This is a genomic window from Phyllobacterium sp. GQ127, from assembly GCF_059758635.1.
Genome location: NZ_JCAXDZ010000003.1, coordinates 265,091 through 285,217, shown reverse-complemented (window position 1 = coordinate 285,217; position 20,127 = coordinate 265,091). Strand labels below are relative to the sequence as shown.

General features: G+C 53.2%; 19 protein-coding genes, 1 pseudogene and 1 riboswitch. Of the genes and pseudogenes, 13 read left to right on the top strand and 7 right to left on the bottom strand.

Annotation, left to right across the window (positions count from 1 at the left end; translation table 11 throughout):
* Positions 1 to 225 precede the first annotated feature (225 nt).
* From mtgA to AC6CHM_RS13390, 3 genes are all read left to right on the top strand, one after another.
* Positions 226 to 885 (top strand): monofunctional biosynthetic peptidoglycan transglycosylase, encoded by a 660-nt coding sequence (gene mtgA / locus AC6CHM_RS13400; RefSeq protein ID WP_162802612.1) that lies wholly within the window; start codon positions 226 to 228, stop codon positions 883 to 885.
* Positions 886 to 1,062: 177 nt separating this feature from the next.
* Complete coding sequence (rpmF, locus tag AC6CHM_RS13395; RefSeq protein ID WP_008121851.1) at positions 1,063 to 1,245, top strand: 50S ribosomal protein L32; 183 nt, start codon at positions 1,063 to 1,065, stop codon at positions 1,243 to 1,245.
* Positions 1,246 to 1,331: 86 nt separating this feature from the next.
* Positions 1,332 to 1,736, top strand: coding sequence for a hypothetical protein (locus tag AC6CHM_RS13390; protein ID WP_115054288.1), 405 nt, complete (start codon positions 1,332 to 1,334; stop codon positions 1,734 to 1,736).
* Between the two features lie 6 nt (positions 1,737 to 1,742).
* Here AC6CHM_RS13390 and AC6CHM_RS13385 read toward each other — a convergent pair whose 3' ends face one another.
* On the bottom strand, positions 1,743 to 2,024 hold the full coding sequence (locus tag AC6CHM_RS13385) for a cupin domain-containing protein (protein ID WP_336440437.1): 282 nt from the start codon (positions 2,022 to 2,024) through the stop codon (positions 1,743 to 1,745).
* 26 nt (positions 2,025 to 2,050) lie between these two features.
* Complete coding sequence (gene phaR, locus AC6CHM_RS13380; RefSeq protein WP_115054286.1) at positions 2,051 to 2,662, bottom strand: polyhydroxyalkanoate synthesis repressor PhaR; 612 nt, start codon at positions 2,660 to 2,662, stop codon at positions 2,051 to 2,053.
* Between the two features lie 256 nt (positions 2,663 to 2,918).
* Between phaR and AC6CHM_RS13375 the strand changes: the two genes are divergently transcribed.
* The 6 genes from AC6CHM_RS13375 (at position 2,919) to AC6CHM_RS13350 (ending at position 10,328) form a co-directional block, all read left to right on the top strand.
* A complete protein-coding gene (locus AC6CHM_RS13375; RefSeq protein ID WP_498173490.1) occupies positions 2,919 to 4,103 on the top strand; it encodes an acetyl-CoA C-acetyltransferase in 1,185 nt (394 codons plus the stop codon).
* A 116-nt stretch (positions 4,104 to 4,219) separates the two neighbouring features.
* Positions 4,220 to 4,945, top strand: a complete 726-nt coding sequence (locus AC6CHM_RS13370; RefSeq protein WP_115054284.1) for a beta-ketoacyl-ACP reductase — start codon at positions 4,220 to 4,222, stop codon at positions 4,943 to 4,945.
* A gap of 389 nt (positions 4,946 to 5,334) precedes the next feature.
* Positions 5,335 to 8,349, top strand: a complete 3,015-nt coding sequence (locus AC6CHM_RS13365) for a helicase-related protein (RefSeq protein WP_498173489.1) — start codon at positions 5,335 to 5,337, stop codon at positions 8,347 to 8,349.
* A gap of 4 nt (positions 8,350 to 8,353) precedes the next feature.
* Positions 8,354 to 8,770 (top strand): RNA-binding S4 domain-containing protein, encoded by a 417-nt coding sequence (locus AC6CHM_RS13360; protein WP_115054759.1) that lies wholly within the window; start codon positions 8,354 to 8,356, stop codon positions 8,768 to 8,770.
* 260 nt (positions 8,771 to 9,030) lie between these two features.
* On the top strand, positions 9,031 to 9,369 hold the full coding sequence (fdxA, locus tag AC6CHM_RS13355; protein ID WP_115054282.1) for a ferredoxin FdxA: 339 nt from the start codon (positions 9,031 to 9,033) through the stop codon (positions 9,367 to 9,369).
* Positions 9,370 to 9,713: 344 nt separating this feature from the next.
* Positions 9,714 to 10,328, top strand: coding sequence for a CarD family transcriptional regulator (locus tag AC6CHM_RS13350; protein WP_336440439.1), 615 nt, complete (start codon positions 9,714 to 9,716; stop codon positions 10,326 to 10,328).
* Positions 10,329 to 10,379: 51 nt separating this feature from the next.
* On the opposite strand, the gene AC6CHM_RS13345 is transcribed toward AC6CHM_RS13350, so the two are convergent.
* The 5 genes from AC6CHM_RS13345 to pcaD form a co-directional block, all read right to left on the bottom strand.
* Positions 10,380 to 11,813: a M48 family metalloprotease gene (locus AC6CHM_RS13345; protein WP_307280939.1), complete on the bottom strand. Its 1,434-nt coding sequence runs from the start codon at positions 11,811 to 11,813 to the stop codon at positions 10,380 to 10,382.
* A gap of 198 nt (positions 11,814 to 12,011) precedes the next feature.
* Positions 12,012 to 12,755 (bottom strand): thiamine ABC transporter ATP-binding protein, encoded by a 744-nt coding sequence (gene thiQ / locus AC6CHM_RS13340; RefSeq protein WP_115054281.1) that lies wholly within the window; start codon positions 12,753 to 12,755, stop codon positions 12,012 to 12,014.
* Complete coding sequence (thiP, locus tag AC6CHM_RS13335) at positions 12,748 to 14,379, bottom strand: thiamine/thiamine pyrophosphate ABC transporter permease (protein ID WP_498173487.1); 1,632 nt, start codon at positions 14,377 to 14,379, stop codon at positions 12,748 to 12,750. The genes thiQ and thiP overlap by 8 nt, the downstream gene beginning before the upstream one ends.
* 5 nt (positions 14,380 to 14,384) lie before the next feature.
* Positions 14,385 to 15,398, bottom strand: coding sequence for a thiamine ABC transporter substrate binding subunit (gene thiB / locus AC6CHM_RS13330; protein WP_498173486.1), 1,014 nt, complete (start codon positions 15,396 to 15,398; stop codon positions 14,385 to 14,387).
* Positions 15,399 to 15,443: 45 nt separating this feature from the next.
* A riboswitch (TPP riboswitch) is annotated at positions 15,444 to 15,555 on the bottom strand.
* Positions 15,556 to 16,254: 699 nt separating this feature from the next.
* Positions 16,255 to 17,085, bottom strand: coding sequence for a 3-oxoadipate enol-lactonase (gene pcaD / locus AC6CHM_RS13325; RefSeq protein ID WP_498173484.1), 831 nt, complete (start codon positions 17,083 to 17,085; stop codon positions 16,255 to 16,257).
* A gap of 152 nt (positions 17,086 to 17,237) precedes the next feature.
* On the opposite strand from pcaD, the gene pcaF reads away from it, so the two are divergent.
* The 4 genes and pseudogenes from pcaF to AC6CHM_RS13305 form a co-directional block, all read left to right on the top strand.
* On the top strand, positions 17,238 to 18,443 hold the full coding sequence (gene pcaF, locus AC6CHM_RS13320; protein WP_307286264.1) for a 3-oxoadipyl-CoA thiolase: 1,206 nt from the start codon (positions 17,238 to 17,240) through the stop codon (positions 18,441 to 18,443).
* A 54-nt stretch (positions 18,444 to 18,497) separates the two neighbouring features.
* Positions 18,498 to 19,133, top strand: coding sequence for a thiamine diphosphokinase (locus tag AC6CHM_RS13315; protein WP_115054113.1), 636 nt, complete (start codon positions 18,498 to 18,500; stop codon positions 19,131 to 19,133).
* 94 nt (positions 19,134 to 19,227) lie between these two features.
* On the top strand, positions 19,228 to 19,509 hold the full coding sequence (locus AC6CHM_RS13310) for a YMGG-like glycine zipper-containing protein (protein ID WP_008128299.1): 282 nt from the start codon (positions 19,228 to 19,230) through the stop codon (positions 19,507 to 19,509).
* Positions 19,510 to 19,646: 137 nt separating this feature from the next.
* Positions 19,647 to 19,976 (top strand): annotated as a pseudogene (locus AC6CHM_RS13305) (YMGG-like glycine zipper-containing protein); the annotation flags it as partial.
* Positions 19,977 to 20,127: the final 151 nt, after the last annotated feature.

Sequence of the window (20,127 nt, the reverse complement as noted above, 5' to 3'; positions counted from 1 at the left end):
CCCAATGACCAATAAATGGTCTTTTGGTCAAGCATGAGATAAATTTTCTGCTCAATTGGCAAATGCTATGCAGATTCTTGCAGAAAGAATTCCCTTCTTCTTCCCGATGCTCTATGTCCGTGGTGGCAATTCAAGCGGAAGGTCTACGTGGCAAGGGTTTTGGTCAGAAACAAGCGGGGCAGGGGATATCTTGTCGATCCGGGACGCTCGCCTTTAGGGCGCATCATGCGCTATGTGATTCTGATCGGCATTGTATTGGTGATGCTGCCTTTAATTCTGCTGTGTTTGTACAGATTGCCCTTTGTCCATCCGATTTCCACCTTGATGGTCAAAGACCTCGTGACGTTCTCCGGTTATGACCGTCAGTGGGTTTCCATTGACGATATATCGCCAACCCTCGTCAATTCAGTCATGATGTCCGAGGATGCCAAGTTCTGCTCGCATGCCGGTGTTGATTGGGACGCATTAAATTCGGTCGTGTCCGATACAATCGATGGGGAGCAAACGCGAGGCGCTTCTACCATTCCAATGCAAACTGCGAAAAACCTGTTCTTGTGGAACAGCCGCTCATTTATTCGCAAAGGGCTGGAAGTTCCGCTGGCAGTCATGACAGATCTGATACTGCCTAAACGGCGCTTGATGGAGATTTACCTCAATATTGCAGAGTGGGGGCCCGGGATTTACGGAATAGAGGCTGCGGCACAGCACCATTTCAATACCAGCGCCGCAAAACTATCTGCACGTCAGGCCGCCTATCTCGCGGTCACGCTTCCTAATCCTATTATGCGAAACCCGGCTAAACCTGGCCGTGGCTTGCAAATGCTTGCAAGGGTGAATGAGCGGCGCGCGCGGGCCGCAGGAGCCTATGTCGGATGCATCGGTTAGGCGCCAATAGCGGTCAAATGCCTCGTTTAACAGCTTCATGACAAAAAATATGAGACTCATGCTGGTCAAAAGCTCTTTGGCGGTGTATAGCCCAGCCGAACTTTCCGGATTTTTGTCCATTGTGACAGGCTCAGTTGGGCCAGTGCCGGATTTTGACTGATTACTGGAGCTGGAACAATGGCTGTACCTAAACGAAAAACTTCTCCGTCGAAGCGCGGCATGCGCCGTTCCGCTGACGCGTTGAAGGCACCGACTTACGTCGAAGACAAGAATTCAGGCGAACTGCGTCGCCCGCATCACGTCGATCTAAAGACCGGCATGTATCGTGGCCGTCAGGTTTTGACGCCTAAAGAAGGCTGATCTTTCCTTCGAAAGCATGCTAAAAGGACCGGCCATGTGCCGGTCCTTTTATTTTGGGGCCAGCGGCTTTTGTGGGAGATTGCTTCGTGATTTCAAATATACCGTTGATGATCGTGCCGCTCATTGTCTTCAATCTGGTTATTGCCGGATTGGCTGGCATTGGTGGCGCTGATCCTTGGGCTACCCAGCTTTATTCAATGCAGATGCTGTCAGGTGGCAATTGGGTCATGACGCTCGGAGACCTGATGATCGTTTTGTCGCTCGCGCTTCTGTTCTTTGAGATCATGAAGTCAACGCGCACGAGCAATGCCTCAGTTGTCGATCATCTGCTCTCTACATTTGTGTTTGTAGCTTTTCTCGTAGAGTTTTTGCTCGTGCCAAGCGCTTCGCACTCACTCTTCTTCATTCTCATGGCGATGGCGTTTTTTGATATTCTTGCGGGCTTCACCGTATCTCTTCGGTCAGCGGGCCGCGACGTGAATTTTCGCTAGAAGCGGCTACTTCAGCTCTATTTCAATGAAGGCGTATTCGCCTTCATTGGCGTTTACAACATCGTGTTCCACGCCCTCGGATCGAAAATAGGGAACGCCCTTCTTCATCTCGGCTATTGATTCTCCGTCTTTGGTGAGGAGTTTCACTTTTCCGTCCATCAATGGCACGACAACGTAGTCATGGCCATGACGATGCCAGCCGGTATTATCCCCAATGTCAAACCGATATTCGGTTACAATGACTTTTTCATTATCGATGAAAACGGTTGCTTTGGCTGACCCGGTCATTCTTCCTCCCGCACGTGCTTTGAAAATTATTTGTCGAGAGAATCCAGTTTGCGCTGCATCGCTGCGATCTGCTCTTTTAGTTCATTCAACCCGGATGTATCGGCCGGTTTCTCAGTGGCGGAACTTTCGTCCGCCTCAGCCGCATTCGTGGACTTGTTAAGCGGAAACGGGGTGAACATCTTCATCGCGTGCTGCAGCATCTCAGTGTTCCGGCGCACCTGCTCCTCGACCAGTTTAATCGGCGTGCTGACATTCATCATATCAATCGGCGACTTGCCAAAAGCGGTTGTCAGCTGTTCCCGCATGCGCTCCTGTTCCTTGGCAAAGGCAGACATGGATTGTTCGAGGAAAGTTGGAAGTACGACCTGCATCTGGTCGCCATAGTATGCAATCAGCTGGCGAAGAAAAGGGATGGGAAGCATGTTCTGCCCATCCTTGTTTTCCAATTCAAAAATGATCTGGGTCAGGACAGAATGAGTAATGTCCTCACCTGTCTTGGCGTCTTGAACCGTGAAATCCTCATTACGCTTAACCATGCCAGCCAGGTCCTCAAGCGTCACGTAAGTGCTTGTGCCGGTGTTGTAGAGACGTCGATTAGCGTATTTCTTGATGATGATTTCGCCGGTCTTCGCTGCCATTACTTAACTCCCCAAGCATATCCCATTGCCGAACTCACGCGCCAGCTTGACGGTAGAAATAAAGGATAGGGGCAAAGCGCATCATTTCAAAGTGTTTTGTGCACTGCATACAACCGGTTACACCCAAACTTATGCTGCACTGCGGGAAGGATAAATCTACTTCTAGCTGGATTGGGCCTTGTCAAATGTACGAAGGGAGGGAATTCTGTTCGGCAGAAGTATTTTGAATTGAGCATTAAAAAATGAGGAAACGTTTATGACCCAATCCATCGTTATCGCCAGTGCAGCGCGCACCCCGGTAGGCTCTTTCAATGGTGCATTTGCCAATGTGCCCGCGCATGAGCTGGGGGCAGCGGTTATCAAAGAGGTGCTCAGCCGCGCTGGGGTTGATGGTGCAGACGTGGATGAAGTGATCATGGGTCAGGTTCTTGGCGCGGGCGAAGGGCAAAATCCGGCGCGGCAGGCTGCGATGGAAGCAGGAATCCCGCAGGAGGCTACAGCTTGGGGGTTGAACCAGCTTTGTGGCTCCGGTTTGCGGGCTGTCGCCTTGGGCATGCAGCAAATCGCCACCGGCGATGCCAACATCATTGTCGCTGGCGGACAGGAATCCATGTCGATGGCGCCCCATTGCGCCCATTTGCGCGGAGGCGTCAAAATGGGCGACTTCAAGATGATCGACACCATGATCAAGGACGGTTTGACTGACGCGTTTCATGGCTATCACATGGGCATTACTGCGGAAAACATCGCCCGGAAATGGCAGTTGACGCGGGAGGAGCAGGATAATTTCGCCTTGGCCTCCCAACAGAAGGCTGAGGCTGCGCAAAAAGCCGGACGATTCAAGGATGAAATCGTGCCCTTCACCATCAAGACCCGCAAGGGCGATGTGGTCGTTGCCGATGATGAGTATATTCGTCACGGCGCAACGCTCGAGTCGCTGTCGAAGCTGCGCCCGGCCTTCGATAAAGAGGGAACAGTCACCGCCGGTAATGCATCGGGGCTGAATGATGGCGCCGCGGCTGTTGTCCTCATGAGCGAGGACGAGGCAAAGCGCCGTGGCATCACGCCATTGGCGCGCATTGTTTCTTGGGCAACGGCAGGTGTTGATCCGGCCATTATGGGAACAGGGCCAATTCCGGCCTCACGCAAAGCACTGGAAAAGGCTGGCTGGAAGGCAGAAGACCTTGATCTTGTAGAAGCAAACGAAGCCTTTGCGGCCCAAGCCTGCGCGGTCAATAAGGATCTGGGTTTCAACCCGGATATCGTCAACGTCAACGGTGGGGCGATCGCTATAGGCCATCCAATTGGTGCCTCCGGCGCGCGCGTGTTGAATACATTGCTTTTTGAATTGAAGCGGCGCAACGGGACCAAGGGTCTTGCCACACTTTGCATTGGCGGCGGTATGGGCGTCGCTCTCTGCATCGAACGCATCAAGGATTAAACCAAATTTTGCCGGCTCTGCGCTTAGCGGGGCCGGCGTTTCTGCGGTGCGTCGTGCACTTCACACTTGTGATTTATTGACTGCATTTACGAGAGATTATTTCAGGGAGGGGAAACATGACAAAAACAGCTATCGTAACTGGTGGTACGCGCGGTATTGGTGCTGCAATCAGCATCGCTTTGAAAGATGCAGGCTACAAAGTCGCAGCAAGCTATGCAGGCAATGATGAAGCGGCAAAAAAATTCAGTGATGAAACCGGTATAGCGACCTATAAATGGGATGTGTCGAGTTACGAAGAATGTACAGCCGGTATTGCCAAGGTGGAGGCCGATCTGGGACCCATTTCGGTGCTCGTAAATAACGCCGGTATCACGCGCGACGCTATGTTTCACAAGCTCACACCAGGGCAGTGGACGGATGTCATCAATACCAATCTGAATGGCCTGTTTAATATGACTCATCCGCTATGGACGGGGATGAGAGACCGCAAATTTGGACGCATCATCAACATATCGTCGATCAACGGGCAAAAGGGTCAGGCTGGACAGGTCAATTATTCGGCTGCCAAGGCGGGCGATATAGGATTTACAAAGGCACTGGCACAAGAGGGTGCGCGGGCTGGCATTACTGTCAATGCGATCTGTCCCGGTTACATCGGAACGGAAATGGTGCGTGCAATTGATGAAAAGGTTTTAAACGAGCGCATCATCCCGCAGATTCCGGTCGGTCGTCTTGGCGAGCCTGAAGAGGTGGCGCGCTGTGTCGTTTTCCTGGCCTCAGACGAATCCGGTTTCATAACCGGCTCAACGCTCTCAGCCAATGGCGGACAATATCTGAGCTAAGACCGTTTTTACTGCAGGCGCGCTGCCGGCTGAGAATCCAGTCGGCAGAGGTGCTTGACTCTTGGTAAAAACTGATAATTCGCGGCGATGCGCAAAAGTTAATTTTTTTGCGCGATGTGGGCCTCCAACAAGTTGAGTGATTCAGCATGTAGTGATTATGCTTGGAAAAAATCTATATATCGCCGTGAACAAATCGGGAATATGAGCCTAAAGCTGATTCGTAGCCGATTCGTTCTGCTCGCGTTCTATTTCTTAACGGTATATTCCGTGAATCGATTAATGATTGTTTATCTGGATTGAGCCACTTACGTTCTGTAGATGCTGAGAATGCTATTTGGATGAACGCCAAACTTTGGTTTGCTCATTTGGGCGGTACTGGATTGTAGTTGATGAACCTTATGCCCAAGACCGAACTGCCTCTCACACTGACTGGCCGCGATGTTACGGCAGTTTTGGGGCCCACAAACACTGGCAAGACTCATCTTGCGATTGAGCGCCTGCTCGCGCACCGATCCGGTATGATCGGTTTGCCGCTGCGGCTTTTGGCGCGCGAGGTTTATAATCGTGTCGTGGAGCGAGCAGGCATTGCCAATGTCGCGCTGATTACCGGCGAAGAAAAAATCAGTCCGCCTGGCGCCCGTTATTCAGTTTGCACCGTAGAGGCCATGCCGCGCCATACGGATATGGATTTTGTTGCCATTGACGAAGTTCAGCTTGCCAACGATCTTGAGCGTGGCCACATTTTCACGGATCGCATTCTGCATCTCCGCGGGCGTCAGGAAACAATCCTCCTGGGCGCTGCAACGATGCGTGGCATTCTAGAGAAGCTTTTGCCGGGCATATCCGTGGTTACACGGCCAAGATTGTCCAATCTCGCCTATTCCGGTTCGAAAAAGATTACCCGCCTGCCACCGCGCACGGCGATTGTGGCTTTCGCGGCGGAAGAAGTCTATTCAATCGCGGAATTGATCCGGCGGCAGAATGGTGGCGCTGCGGTGGTCATGGGAACGCTAAGCCCACGAACGAGAAACAAGCAGGTGGAGCTTTATCAGTCCGGGGATGTGGACTATCTGGTGGCAACCGATGCCATTGGCATGGGGCTCAATCTCGACGTGGACCACGTTGCGTTTGCACAGGACCGGAAATTTGATGGATATCAGTTCCGCGATCTTTCACCGGCAGAAATCGGTCAGATAGCCGGGCGAGCCGGGCGCCATTTGCGTGACGGAACATTTGGCGTGACGGGCCATGTGTCAGGTTTCTCCGAAGCGCTTGTTCAACGTGTTGAATCCCATGCTTTCGATGCAGTGAAGATTTTGCAGTGGCGGAGTGCTCGTTTTGACTATTCCAGCCTCGATGCGCTGAAGCGCTCCATTGACACTCCGGCACCGATTGATGGTCTGACCAGAGCTCTTCCGGCGGTTGACCAGCAAGCTTTGGAGTTTCTTTCGCGTGATCCCGATATTGCTCCACTCGCAAATACGCCCGAACGTGTAGCACTTTTATGGGACGCCTGCGCCTTGCCGGATTATCGCAAGATTGCACCGGCGCAACACGCTGACATCATTGCGTCCGTATATACTGATCTTGTTGAAAAAGGTCATGTGAACGAAAATTATATGGCAGAAGAGGTTCGGCGGGCTGATTCCATTGATGGCGATATCGACGCTCTTTCGCGGCGTATAGCCCAGATCAGAACGTGGACATTTGTGTCTCATCGACCCGGTTGGCTGGCAGATCAGGCACATTGGCAAGAAAAGACGCGTGAAATTGAGGACAGATTATCCGATGCACTGCATGAACGGTTGACGAAACGCTTCGTAGACCGCAGGACAAGCGTGCTTATGAGGCGCCTGAGAGAGAATACAATGCTAGAAGCCGAAATTAGCCCTGCCGGGGACGTTGTTGTCGAGGGGCACCATGTTGGACGATTAGACGGGTTCCGTTTCACTGCGGATGCTCAAGATGATGGAGCGGACGCCAAGGCGATCAAAGCTGCAGCGCAAAAAGCGCTGGCGGCAGAGTTCGAAAATCGCGCTGAGCGGTTTTCGGCATCCGCCAATGGCGATTTTGCTTTGGCGTCAGATGGGACGCTGCGCTGGATCGGTGCGACTATTGCTTCCGTTGTATCCGGAGAGCAAGCGCTCAAGCCGCGCGCCGTATTGCTGGCTGATGAGCAGCTCACTGGCCCGGCTCGCGACAAGGTTGCCGCGCGGGTTGATCGCTTTCTCAACCACCATATAGACACGGTGTTAAAGCCGCTTGTTGATCTTGCCAATGCGGATGCGCTGGTCGGAATCACGAAAGGTCTTGCCTTCCGGCTGGTCGAAAACTTCGGTGTTTTGCAGCGCCGCGATGTTGCAGAAGAAGTTCGCGGGTTGGATCAGGACTCCCGAGCAGCCCTGCGCCGTCTCGGCGTGCGCTTCGGGGCGTATCACGTATTCTTGCCGGCTCTACTTAAACCGGCTCCCGCTGGTCTCTTGACGCTGCTCTGGGCGCTCAAAGAAGATGCCAAGGACCGTCCCGGGTATGGCGACGTCGTTCAGGTATTGTCCGCAGGCAGAACCTCTGTGGTGACCGATGCAAGCTTTGATCCCGCATTCTATCGTCTGGCAGGATATAGATTGCTTGGTCGCAGAGCTGTCCGCATCGACATCCTTGAACGTCTGGCGGATCTCATCCGTCCTGCGCTGGCCTGGAAGCCCGGCACGGGCACTCGTCCCGATGGCGCCTATGACGGATCACGCTTTCTGGTAATCCCAGCCATGATGTCGATCCTCGGTGCAACTGCCGATGATATGGAGGAAATCCTCAAAAATCTTGGCTATCGTCAGGAAGCCGTTGAACCTGCGATTGTTGCTGCCAAATTGGCGGAGCTAGAAGCGGTCGCAAGTGCTGCACCAACGAAAGAGACTGCAGTGCCTGCTGCAGAACCGGTTGGTCCGGGGTTTGCAAATGCGCCAGTGGTGCAAGCTATAGCCAAACCATCCCAGCCGACTGCTGAAACAGCAACGCCAGCGGTGTCGGAAGAAGCACCAAAGCCAATTCTCTTGTGGCGTCAGGCACGTTTCGATAATCGCAATAATCGTGGAAATCACGAGAAACGCGATCATCAGCGCGGTGGGCAAGCACGAAACGGCCAATCTGAGCAGAGAGCTGCCCAGCCCAACCGCCCGGCTGCGCCGCAGAATGAACGTGGTGAACGCAAGGAACATTTCCGGGGCAAAGGCAAGCCCGCAGGCAATGAGCGCTTTAAACAGGATGGCGCGAAACATGGCGGAAAACCACAGGGACAACATAAGGCTCCAACCAAGCGTCCCGAGCGTGAGGAACGTCCAGTTAAAATCGACATGGACTCGCCTTTTGCCAAGCTGCTCGCTTTGAAGGAACAAATGAAAAAATAAAATGATGGCAGAGGCCGATAACGAAGGAAAGAAAGGACGGCGCATTGATAAATGGCTGTTCTTTGCGCGGGTGGTAAAATCCCGCTCCCTTGCGGCCAAGCTGGTATCCAGCGGGAATGTCCGTCTAAACAAAGTGAAAATTGATCAGCCATCGCAGAATGTCAAAGTAAGCGATGTGCTGACAATTTCCTTGGACCGTCGTGTCCTGGTTTATGAAGTTGTTGCGGGTGGAGAAAGGCGCGGGCCAGCTGAAGAGGCGAAGAAACTCTACAGGGATCTGTCTCCGCCGCCCATGCCGAAAGAAATTAGCCGTCTGGACGCTTTACCAAAGCGTGATGCCGGCAGCGGCCGACCAACAAAAAGGGAGCGCCGGCAAGTTGATCGTTTGATGCAGGGCAAAAACGATGATTCCAACTCATAATGTGGCCAACGTTTAATCGAAATAAATTTGCTCGGTTTTGACCTAAGTAGAGTACACTATACCGATAATACACCATTCGCCGGGAACGAATTGCTTGTTTGCGCTTGTTGAAGGTGCGAACAATGCGATCAAAGGCTCGCCGGTAAACCAACGCCCGCGTTCTGGTGCCGCAGTCTTGTTCTTACCTCTTGTCAGTTTGGCAGCAAATCGTTACCTCACGATTGTACCCCGCTGATCGTGGTGTCTTCTGGAGCCAGTAAATGACTTATGTTGTGACCGACAATTGCATCCGCTGCAAATATATGGATTGCGTTGAGGTCTGTCCGGTCGACTGTTTTTATGAAGGTGAAAACATGCTCGTCATTCACCCGGACGAATGTATTGACTGCGGTGTTTGTGAACCTGAATGTCCAGCGGAAGCTATCAAGCCGGACACTGAGCCAGGTTTGGACAGCTGGTTGCAGCTGAATGCCGAGTATTCCGAGAAGTGGCCCAATATCTCCACAAAGGGCGACGCCCCGTCGGATGCCAAGGAAATGGACGGTGTGGCAGGCAAATTCGAGAAATTCTTTTCTCCGGAGCCTGGCGAAGGCGATTAATAGCCCAGGAATCAGACTTGGCTAAACTGGAGTTGGTGCAATAAGCAAGGCTTTGAGCCCCATTTTTTGAGCAATTGCAGCAAAAATTTGATTCTACGCGGTTTTCATGTTATGGTGCTGAAATATGTTGATCATTGGACGTCAATTTCGTGGCGCTAAAGTATAAATCACCACTTGGCTAGATTTTTTTCGGACGCAACAGTTCAGGGTATGCTTGTTTGTCATTCAGCCCAACTGATCCGTCCGGATTGCTTTTGCGCGACACTATTGACGACCGACAAACCGGGTTCCGGTTTCCAGTGGTTGGTTTAACCGGTGCGTTTTGCCGGGCGCAGCAGGGAGTAATGAAGCGCATGACAGTAGTTCCGCAGAAAAAAGCCGCCCAGCGTATTGGATTTAAAACGGGCGAATTTATTGTATATCCGGCACACGGCGTTGGTCAAATTGTCAATATTGAAGAACAGGAAGTTGCGGGCCACAAGCTTGAACTGTTTGTTATTGATTTCCAGAAAGACAAGATGCGTCTGAAAGTGCCAGTTGCCAAAGCAACAGCCATCGGCATGCGGAAACTTTCTGAAACAGATTATGTAGAGCGCGCATTGAAGGTCGTCCAGGGACGGGCCCGTATCAAGCGCACCATGTGGTCTCGCCGCGCGCAGGAATATGATGCGAAAATCAATTCAGGCGATTTGATTTCGATTTCGGAAGTTGTGCGTGATCTATTCCGTGCCGACAATCAGCCGGAACAGTCTTATTCAGAACGCCAGCTTTACGAGGCAGCACTTGATCGCATGGCTCGGGAAATTTCCGCCGTCAACAAGATGTCAGAAACCGAAGCTGTCCGTCTTATCGAGGTAAATCTCGCTAAGGGTCCTAAGCGCGGTGCTAAGGCAGATGATGCTGAGGCAGAAGTTGAAGCAGATGTAGTTGCTGAAGACGAGCAGGAAGAGGCAGCATAAGAGCTGTCTTTCTCGCCAAAACACAGCCCGGCAGCGATGCCGGGCTTTTTATTATTCGCTGATAAGCTTCACCTTGTCGCCGACGGATACGGTTCCGCCGGGCGGCATGGCGTTGATCAGGCGAAAGAGGTCAAGCTTGCGGTCTGTACCCAGGATTTTGCTTGAAAGTGATGAAAGAGTATCGCCGGGCTTTACTGTCACAACGCGGATGCGCAAAGGCTTTATGGCGGCTTTCTCTTCAGGCGTCAGGAGCTTGAAGCTCTGAACAACCGTTTGCGAGGCGGGTATTAGCGCTGAGCTTCCTGCTGGAGCCGCAGTCAGGAAGCGATAAATGCGATTACCGGCATTGATCACGAAAATATCAAACTCCCAGCGATCGGCCTTTGCCTTGGCGCTGGCCGCAGGCATGCCGTTAAAGGTCGTAGCGGTAACGCTGGCGTCGACAAGCCCGGTCACCCAGCCGCTGCGCATGTAGTCGGTCATTGACGGATTGCCGGATATTTGTGTCCCATCAAACCGGACGGCTACTTCTCCCGGGCCCGTCGCCATAACGGCATCGGCGCTGTTGTCGATGGTGAAGCCTTCAGGAACAGTGAAGCTCACGCCCAGAAGTGGATGGACGAAATTGCGGCCCCGCACATAGCCTTCTTCCGGCGTATCGCCATATAGGATGCCGTCTATACCCTGCAGGAACGATTCGCGGTCGGTCGTGCCAACGCCGGGGGCACCGATACGGCGGGCATGCCCACGCGCAAGTTCAATTCGCTGCGGTGCCGAGGGGTGGCTGGCAAGGAAATCGAGGCTGGCATCGGTAGCGCCAGACACGTTACGGAAATCAGCATAGGAAGCCATGGATTGCAGGAAACGTGGCGCAGCAAATGGATCATAACCCGCTTCGCCAATCATCTTGATGCCGATCGCGTCGGCCTGAAGTTCCTGATTGCGTGAAAACTGCGCCATCCGCAGCTTGCCGCGGATCAAGGCTTCCTGTCCGGCGGTGTCGCCCTGCAGAACTTCCGATACGACGCGTCCGGCAATAACGGCTTCCTGTTCGCGCTGCTGGCGCTCTATACCGTGATTGGCGATTACGTGGCCCATTTCGTGAGCAATCACGGCGGACAGTTCCGCGCTGTCATTGGCGAGGGCGAGGAGGCCGCGGGTGACATAAAGATACCCGCCCGGCAAGGCAAAGGCGTTGATGTTGGGCGAGTTGAGAATCGTTATGCGATAGGTGTGGGTCGGGTTGTCCGAAACCGTTGTCAGATTGCCAACGACTTTGGCGACCATGCGCTCCAGTTTTGCATCCTTATACTCGCCGCCATAGGTCGCGAGAATACGGGGATGCTGCTCAGCGCTAAGTTTGGCGAGCCGGTCGTTCTTATTAACATTGTCTACCGTGACCGGGTTCGATGACGGGCCAAGCGCCGCATCTTCCTTGCTAATATTCAGCACTTGGCAACCTGAGAGAAAGGCAAGCATCAGCATGAGCTGCGCCGGCTTTCTGCCCTGCTTAGCTGCTTGAAACCATCCTGTATTCAAGGGAGACGTGTGCGAACCCAGAATCATATCCTTTTTGTATTAAGCGCCAGGAGACTCGTATGTCTTTGTTCTTGCTAGCCCGATGTGCGGCCCGGAGCAAGAATTTCATTGTTTTCCTGACCGGGGCAAGGCGTCGAAAATATGTCAAAGGCCAGACTCTTTGCTACCGAGGTAATTTCGCAACAGGGCAGGGCCATCGTCTGACAGCAGATCCTTGGCCGGGCCGGAAGCAGCAATGTGCCCATTATCAACGAAGAGCAGCGTCGATGCCAGCCGCAAAGCGTCGTCCGGATGATGCGTGACCATGATAATTGTCATTCCGGTTTCTTTTTGAAGATTCTCAATAAGTTCCAGCATTTCGTGACGCAAAGCAGGGCCAAGGGAAGCGAAAGCTTCATCCAGAAGCAATACGGGACGGTTGCGCACCAATGCGCGGGCGATTGCCACGCGCTGTCGTTCTCCCCCGGAAAGAGCCTCGGGCTTCCTTCCCTCTTTTCCGGCAAGCCCGACTTTCCGAATCGCTGCCTGAATTTCCACTTTGTCGACTTCATCAAGCCTCAAATCCGAACGGCGGCCCAATCCGACATTGGACATCACATCCAGATGGGAAAAAAGATTATTGTCTTGAAACACCATGGAGACTGGACGGAGCGATGGCGGAAGACTGGTCACGTCAACCTCATTGATTAGTACCGAGCCACCAACAGGCTTCTCGAACCCGGCGATGAGATTAAGCAGCGTCGATTTTCCCGATCCGCTCGGGCCGATGACGGCGGTTATTGTGGAGGCTTGAATGGACACATCAAAGTGCATTGCCATGTCCCCATAGTCGAAACGCACGGCGTTGAGACGAACAGAGACGCCATTTGTTTTTGCGGGCTTAGCCATTTGCACTGCTGTCCCTTTTGGCCAGTCGAATTGCGCCTCTATCGGCGATGATCATGAGAATGAGGCACAGCGCAGCAAGAATTAGTGCCAACCCGGCGGCGTCGGCGGTACGATAGCTTCCCATGCGTTGCAACAGCAAATAGGGCAGGGTCAGAACGGTGTCGTTGCCAAACAGGGCAATTGTTCCGAGATCACCAAGGGACAAAGCCATGGCAAAGGCAAAGGCTATGCCGAGCGGATGTTTTAAAATTGGCCAATCGATAATTCGGAGCCGGTTCCAACCCGCAATGCCCAATTGCTCGCACAGTCTGTTGTGGCGGCTTGCCGCTGTATCCCATGACGGTCGAAGAATCCGGAACGCAAAAGGGATGGCCATAGCGGCATTGACGCATATTACCATGAAGGGTGCGAGGCTGAATGGATCGACAAAGTGGTGGGAAAGAATGAACCATCCCGCACCAATGATGATAGGCGGCACTACCATGATCAAGCTCGCACCAAGATCAAGCGAGCGCTCAAATATTCCAGCTCTGGCGTAGCGCCGCCGGGTTGCCAAAAACTCCCGCGCAATCACCAGACTAAGCGAAATTATCAGTGAAAGTGCGGCCGCGATTGCGCCAAGAACAAGACTGGTGGCAATTGCGCGCCAGACGGTCGTTTCGGACAGTAGACGGGTAATATCTGCCGACAAGCCGGAAACGACAGTGCCTGCCATGGGCAAGGCTACGAACAGAAAACCGGATATAATCAGAGCAATGTTCCATAGTCTTTGCGGCAATGAAGGCATGTCGAAGCGGCGGGTCGTGATACGCAAGCTGAAGCCTTCTTCTGTCGGACGCCCAGCGAGTGATAGAAGGCCGAGCACGATAATTGTCAGGCAAAGCTGAAGAAGCGTCAAGGACACCGCTCTGGCTATATCAAAATCGAAGTGAAGCGACTGGTATATTGCAACTTCGAGTGTCGTGGCGCGAGGCCCTCCGCCGAGTGTCAGCACCACGGTGAATGAAGTAATGCACAGCATGAAGATCAAGCCAGCCACACCCGATATACTGCGTAAAATGACCGGCCATTCGATTAATTTGAACTGTGTCCAGTTGCTCATCCCCAGTTGTGAGGAGAGTTTCCAATAATCTTCGGGAATGGAATCCAGACCTGAGAGAATGAGCCGTGTCGTCAATGGCAAATTGAAAAATACATGGGCGAGAAGAATGCCCGTCAGCCCGTAAATATCGGGAACCAAATCAAGCCCCAGCCATCCGAGGATAGCAGCCAGCAAACTGTTTCGTCCGTAAATGCTGGTGACACCGAGCACGGCAACGAGCGCTGGCAGCGCCAGAGGCAAGGCAAACAGACGCAGGAGCATTGCGCGTCCCGGAAAGCTCTGCTGCGCATGCAATGCACGGGCAAGCGGGATGGCAAAGCCGACAGAAAGCACCATGGAAAGGAGCGCTTGAAGGATTGTGAAGCGTGCAATCCGCCAAATGTAGCTGTCAAAAGTAGCAAAGCCCTCCGTGCCTCCACGGAAAGATTCAATGGCGAGACTGAGGAGAGAGCCGCCCGCCAATATGCCCAGAAAGGCGAGAGCGAGGCCTCCCGCCAAGGGTTTCATCGAAGAGGCGGCCATCTATGCTACTTGCTCATGGCTTCAAGCCACTCGTCGATCCAGGCTTTGCGATTTTTCGCCACTTCTTCAGATGTGAAAGTCAGTGTCTTTGCTGGCTTTACCAATGTGTCAAAGGCTGGATTGAGCGGATTTGAGGTTTTAGCTGCAGGATACATCCAATTGTTTTCGGGAATGGTATCCTGAAATGCCGTGCCGGTAACAAATGTCAAAAACTGCGCAGCAAGCGGGTTCTTGGCTCCGTTTACAGTTTGCGCTGCAACCTCGACCTGCAGGTAATGTCCTTCATCGAAGGATGCTGCCTTGTACCGATCGGTTTTGTCCGCGATCAGATGATAAGCGGGCGACGTAGTATAGGAAAGCACCATGGGCGCTTCACCTTTGGTAAAAAGCCCATAGGCTTCTGACCAGCCGGGCGTGACGGTTAAAACGCGATCCTTGAGTTTGGCCCAGGCTTCATTGGCCTTGTCCCCGTAAACTGATTTCATCCACAATACGAGACCAAGGCCCGGTGTAGACGTGCGAGGATCTTCAATAACGATCTTCTGCTTCGGATCGCCATCAACCAAATCCTTCAGACTAACCGGTGCGTCTTTGACTTTCTCTGTGTCATAAATGACAGCGAAGTAGCCATAATCATAGGGAACGAAAATGCTGTCCTTGAAGCCGCCAGGAATGTCGATAGCAGTTGTATCTACGCCATGCGGCGCAAAAAGTCCGGTTTGCTGAGCTTCAAAAGTCAGGTTCGTATCCAGACCGAGAACAATATCCGCCTTTGTCGATGCGCCTTCAAGCTTCAGACGGTTAAGCAGCGCAACGCCATCGGCGACTGCTACAAAGTCAACAGTACAGGTGCATTGCTTCTCAAAGGCTTCTTTGACTTTTGGCCCTGGCCCCCATTCAGAGGTAAAGCTTTCATAGGTGTAGACTGTCAGCTTGCCATCCGCATTTGCTGGGCTGGAAAGGCCAAATGCCAATGCGCTGGAAACAAGGGCAAATTTCATAAATTCGAGTGGCTGCATAGGCGCCTCCTAAAGTTGAATTTCAAAAGGATAGGTGCGCCGGCTTGTGAAGCCGCATCTAATCCCTCCGCCGGTACAAACCGGATCAGGTTCCGCGGGTTGACTGGATTGGTTCCAGTCTCTCAGCCTGTTGATGCAGGCACCCCGTTAGAGCAAAGCCAGATTAGTGACTGTGTCCTGCCAACGCAAGCGCCCATCGCCTAGCTGGTTGTTTTTGTTATGCCTTCCCCTTGCCACGCCCGCTTTTGCGTCTGGCTATTGAGATGGTGGGAAAGACGGGCGGTCATCGAAGCGCGTCTTTGTAGTGGGTAAAGCGATCCGAAGACCGCCCGTCCGGCGATTTTGCATTCTGTCCGTTCCGCTTGGGAGGCCTCGGCTACCCAAGGAGTGCCATTTGCGGCGCGCCATGCGTTAGCCTTGTGCCCCTTAAAGTGCTCGTCCAGCACGCGCCGTTCCTAGTAACGGCAGGGGAACCCTTGGACAGAACGTCCCCGGATGGCGGGTCCGTAACCCGCCATCGGAGGCGCCCATCCTTCCCCAAACTTCGAACGGCTCCGGAAGCTGTTCCCCGCGGGAAGGACAGGAGCAGAATAGTTCAGAGCGGGAACTGTTGGATAAGTTTGTCGAGATTATTTTTGGAAAGTCTGATTTGCACAAACCAAATGCGCCCTTCGACAAGCTCAGGATGAGGGAGGTCGGTTGATTGCAGGGCGCCAACTCTTGCAACTCTTGCAACTATTGCAACTCTTGCAAGTTGTCGCTGCAACCCACAAAACTTCCCTCATGGTGAGCTTGTCGAACCACGCACTATATCGAATGCAGCTTATCCACCTCACTCGCGGCGAGTCATCCTGAGCTAGTTGAGGGTTGAGTTGCTCAAAATAGGATTGCCCTCAAGTTTGAACTCATCGATAAAGGCACTGATAATCGCGACGAGCATTTCGGGTTGTTCCACGCAGGGAATATGCCCGGCATCCTTGATGACTTCGTAGCGCGCGCCCGGAATCAATTTAGCCATTGAAAGCACGACGTCCGGCGGTGTTGAGCCATCTTGATCTCCCACAATACAGATTGTTGGAACCGATATTCGGCCTGCGTCTTCTGTCAGGTCTGCATCACGAATTGCTGCGCAGGTTCCGGCATATCCGGCCAATGGTTGACGGATCAGCATGTTCCGGTAGCCGGTTAAGGCAGGGCTGCTTTCACGATGAAATGTCGGGGTAAACCAGCGTTCGAGGATCGTGTCGGCGATGCTTTCAATACCATTTTCCTCAAGCGCGGCAATACGTGCGTTCCAGGAATCGGCATTGCCAATCTTGTGCGCGGTATCACACAAGACCAGTGCCCGAACCAGATCGGGACGGGAAGCATAAAGCCCCTGCGCAATCAGTCCGCCGACAGAAAGACCGCAAATGATTGCATTTTTAACATTGAGGAAATCCAGCAGACCTGCCAGATCGCCGACATGATCGTCGAGAGAATAGGGAGACGTGCCGACACTCGAAAGCCCGTGGCCGCGCTTATCATAGGTGACGATAGCAAAATCACCCGCTAGGCGAATAATGACATCGCGCCAGATGCGGAAGTCAGTGCCCAGAGAATTGGCAAAAACGATCACAGGTTTTGACGCTGGTCCGCCAATCAGCTGATAATGCAGCGTCACACCATTTATATCGGCAAATTGCACCTTGCTCTCCCTTTTATCCAGAATGATATGTGCGTACGGTTCTGTAGAATGAATGATCAGGGACGATCAACCGCCGAATAATTATCTATTGATGAAGCGGCAACAGACCGGCTCAAATCAACAGGCAAGAAGAAAGCATATGAGGCAGCATGATGGGTGACGTATTTATCTGCGACTATATCCGGACGCCCATTGGCCGTTTTGGTGGATCACTGGCTGGAGTTAGGGCGGACGATCTTGGGGCTATTCCAATCAAGGCATTGATGGAGCGTAATAAATCGGTCGATTGGGCAGCAATCGATGAAGTGATTTATGGATGCGCCAATCAGTCTGGCGAAGACAATCGCAATGTCGCCCGCATGTCGGCACTGCTTGCGGGATTGCCCGTGGAGGTGCCCGGCACCACGATGAACCGGCTATGCGGTTCCGGCATGGATGCCATCATCACAGCCGCACGCGCCATTCGCGCCGGTGAAATGGACATTGCCATTGCTGGCGGTGTCGAGTCCATGTCACGCGCGCCCTTTGTGCTGCCCAAGGCAGACAGCGCCTTTTCCCGCAATGCAGAAATTTACGATACGACAATCGGCTGGCGCTTCATCAATCCACTTATGCAGCAGCAATATGGTGTGGATTCCATGCCTGATACCGCCGAAAATGTTGCCGAAGAGTTTCTTGTCTCCCGCGCCGATCAGGATGCTTTTGCTGTGCGCTCCCAGCAGCGAACCGGTCGGGCTCAGGAGAATGGTCGGCTTGCCAGCGAAATTACCCCGGTTCGCATCGCGCAAAGAAAAGGCGAGCCCATTATCGTTGATAAAGACGAGCATCCGCGCCCCCAAACGACAATTGAGGCTCTAGCCAAATTGCCGACGCCATTTCGATCCGGCGGAACTGTGACGGCAGGAAATGCTTCCGGCGTTAATGATGGCGCGGCAGCCCTCATCATTGCCTCCGAAGAGGCTGTAAAAAAGTACGGCCTCAATCCCATCGCGCGCATCCTGGGCGGGGCGACGGCGGGCGTGGCACCCCGTATTATGGGAATTGGCCCAGCGCCTGCGACGAAGAAGCTTTGCGCGCGCCTCGGATTGGCGCCAGCTGATTTTGACATTATCGAACTCAATGAAGCTTTTGCCTCGCAGGGACTTGCAACATTGCGCGATCTTGGAATTCCCGATGATGCGGAACATGTAAATCCGAATGGCGGCGCTATCGCCCTGGGGCATCCGCTGGGCATGTCAGGAGCACGCATTGCGGGAACGGCAGCGCTTGAATTGCAATTGCGCGAGGGAAAACTCGCTCTGGCGACAATGTGCATTGGCGTTGGACAGGGCATTGCTATCGCGCTTGCAAGCGTTTGATATCGGACGCAGAGCTGTCTGGTGGAAGCGTTTGACGCATGCTATGGGCGGGTCATGAGCAAATTCGTTCTTCTTTTGGGCGGTTCCGTCCATGTCACCGATCGCCTTTTGAAACAGGTAGCCGGAGCCAGGGTTCTGGCGGCTGATGGTGGTATCGCCCATGCCGCACCACTGGGCCTCACGCCTGAACTTTGGCTAGGCGATTTCGACTCGACATCGCCCGAGCTGGAAAAAGAATATGCGCATGTGCCGCGCCAGGTTTTTCCGGCAGCAAAGGATATGACCGATGGCGAACTGGCCTTGAACGAGGCATATCGACTGGGGGCGACCGAGCTTGTACTTTGCGGTGCATTTGGTGGAGTGCGCACCGATCACACGCTTCTGCATTTGACGATGGCGACCGCCCATGCGGCGCAGGGACATAAGATCATCCTCACCAGCGGAAGCGAAGAAGCCCACCCACTTGTGGGCGGTGAATATGCTTTCGATTTCGTCGATAAGACGCAGTTCAGCATTGTTGCATTTTCGCAATTACACGGACTTTTTATCGATGGAGCACGCTGGCCGCTTGAAAATGTGGAACTTTCTTTCGGTTCATCGCTTACTGTCTCGAATGCCGTATGTGGAACCCTCCACGTATCGCTCCATTCGGGCAAAGCAATCCTGATTGCAGCGCCGCCAGTTGCCTGACGCTTGTCAATATAAGCGGAAAGTGTAATGTGTGCAGCACAGCATTGGGGACGCAAGCTGGTAAGTTTGGTTTTAGAAACGGGAGAGGTCTTCCATGTTGAAAAGTTTATCTACAGTTGCAGTTGCCGCAGTTTTGGCATTCTCGGTTGCTGGTTGTACAACGAGTGAACAGCGGACAGCCGGATATGGTGTCGGTGGTGCAGCACTTGGTGCATTGGCAGGTGGCGCTATCGGTGGTGGTCGTGGTGCTTTGGCCGGTGCGGCAATCGGCGGCGCATCAGGCGTTGTCGTTGGCGCAGCAACATCAGACGGCGGACGCCGTTACTGCACATATGAAAATCGCTACGGCGAGCGCTATCGCGCACCTTGCCGTTAAGCAGTTATAGTTTTCGAAAAACAGGCCGGTTTTCCGGCCTGTTTTTTTGTGCGTACCGGACGCGTGTTCCGTTGATCTTTCTTCTGCCGTATTGAGGAAGCAGGATTTTCCCGCACTTTTTAAATGGAGAGGTTATTATGAAAATTCGTTTTGCTGCCATAGCAGCCACAGCACTTCTGGCATTTACGATCGCCGGATGTGAGACGAGCCAGCAAAATCAACGTGCCGGGACGGGTGCATTGATTGGTGCTGGCGCTGGTGCCCTGGCCGGACAGGCTTTGGGGCGTGATACGAAAAGCACGGTGATCGGTGCTGCGGGTGGCGCTTTGCTTGGCGCGGCTGTTGGTACAGCCACGACACCGCGCGGTGGAAACGAGAATCTATGCCGTTATCAGCGGCCTGACGGATCGATTTACAATGCTCCCTGCCAAGGCAATGGCGGAGGTGCCTATGGAAATGGACGATATCCGGATGATGATGGATACCGGTCTGAGCGGCGCCGGTATAGTTCCGACCCATACCGCGATGACAATTACTGATCACAGAATATCGATTTAGCGCAAGCAGGCCGGAATTTCCGGCCTGTTTCGTTTGACAGAACAGATATTCTCATCGACA